This window comes from Fulvimonas soli (assembly GCF_003148905.1).
In the GTDB taxonomy this organism is placed as follows: domain Bacteria; phylum Pseudomonadota; class Gammaproteobacteria; order Xanthomonadales; family Rhodanobacteraceae; genus Fulvimonas; species Fulvimonas soli.
The window spans coordinates 1-1,195 of record NZ_QGHC01000042.1 but is presented as its reverse complement, the minus strand read 5'-3'; the positions used below and the strand labels follow the sequence as shown (position 1 = coordinate 1,195).

1 protein-coding gene is annotated in these 1,195 nt (G+C 65.2%); it reads right to left on the bottom strand.

What is annotated here, in order from left to right; genetic code table 11:
• Positions 1–27 precede the first annotated feature (27 nt).
• A protein-coding gene (locus C7456_RS16735; protein ID WP_109724937.1) for an IS3 family transposase occupies positions 28–1,127 on the bottom strand; the annotation gives its coding sequence in 2 pieces (ribosomal slippage) (positions 28–878 and positions 878–1,127; 1,101 coding nt in all).
• Positions 1,128–1,195 lie beyond the last annotated feature (68 nt).

Below are 1,195 nucleotides of genomic sequence, written 5' to 3'. Positions count from 1 at the left end.
TGACCTGAGTATGGAACTTGTAGCCAATCAGGCAGTGAGTCCGGGGTTGATGGTATCGGGTTTCGACCAGTTCCGGCGAACGCTCGCCGGGGGTTTGTAACCATGGGCGCTGTGCGGCCGCTGCTCGTTGTAGAACTGCCGCCAGCGTTCGATCAGTACCTTCGCCTCGGCGCGGCTGCGGAACCATTCGCGGTTCAGCAGCTCGTCCCGCAGCTTGCCGTTGAAGCTCTCGACGAAGCCGTTCTGCCAGGGGCTGCCCGGCGCGATGAACGCCGGGCCGATCGCCGCGTCGCGCAGCCAGCGCATCACCTTGGCCGCCGTGAACTCGGCGCCGTTGTCGGAGCGGACAAAGGCCGGCTTGCCGTAAAGCCGCATCAGTCGCGACAGCGTCAGGACCACGTCTTGTGCCCGCAGGCTGGCCCCGACCTCGATGGCCAGGCATTCCCGGGTGTATTCGTCGATCACGCACAGCATCTTCAGCGAGCGCCCGTCGACCATCTGGTCGTGGACGAAGTCGTAGCTCCAGACCGCATTCGGGCGCACCGCGCCCGGCAGACGGATGTCGTTGCCGGAACGACGGCGACGCGGTCGTCGGCGGGGAATGTTCAAACCCAGTTGGCGCCACAGGCGCCGCACCCGGGCTTCGCCCAGGTCCAGCCAGGCCGCCATCCGGCGATACCCGAACCGCGGCACCTTCGGCGACGCGGCCAGCAGCCGCTCGGCCACCGCCTGGTCCTTGGCGGCCTGGCGCGGGGCGTAGCTGGCAATGCGGCGGCTCAGGCCCAGGTATCGAAGGGCCTTGCGCTGCGAGAGACCCCGACGGACCAGCATCTGGACCGTGTCGCGTCGTTCCGACGGGGTCGTCATTTTTTTCGGACGATCTCCTTCATCCCGTCGATGACCAGCATCTGCTCGGCGACCAACCGCTTGAGCCGGGCGTTCTCGGACTCGAGGTCCTTGAGCCGGCGGGCATCTGGAACGTCAAGGCCGCCGAACTTGTTGCGCCATCGGAAAAAGGTCTGCTCGGTAACGTTGTGCTTCTTGCACAAGGCCTTGATCGACATGGCGCCGATCTCGGCCTCGCGCAGGATGCCGATGATCTGCTCGTCGGTGAATCGCTTCTTCATGGAGCTCTCCTTCCTGTCGAGGGTAGAGAACTCACCAGCCAACTGGCTACACGATCCGTCTCAGGTCA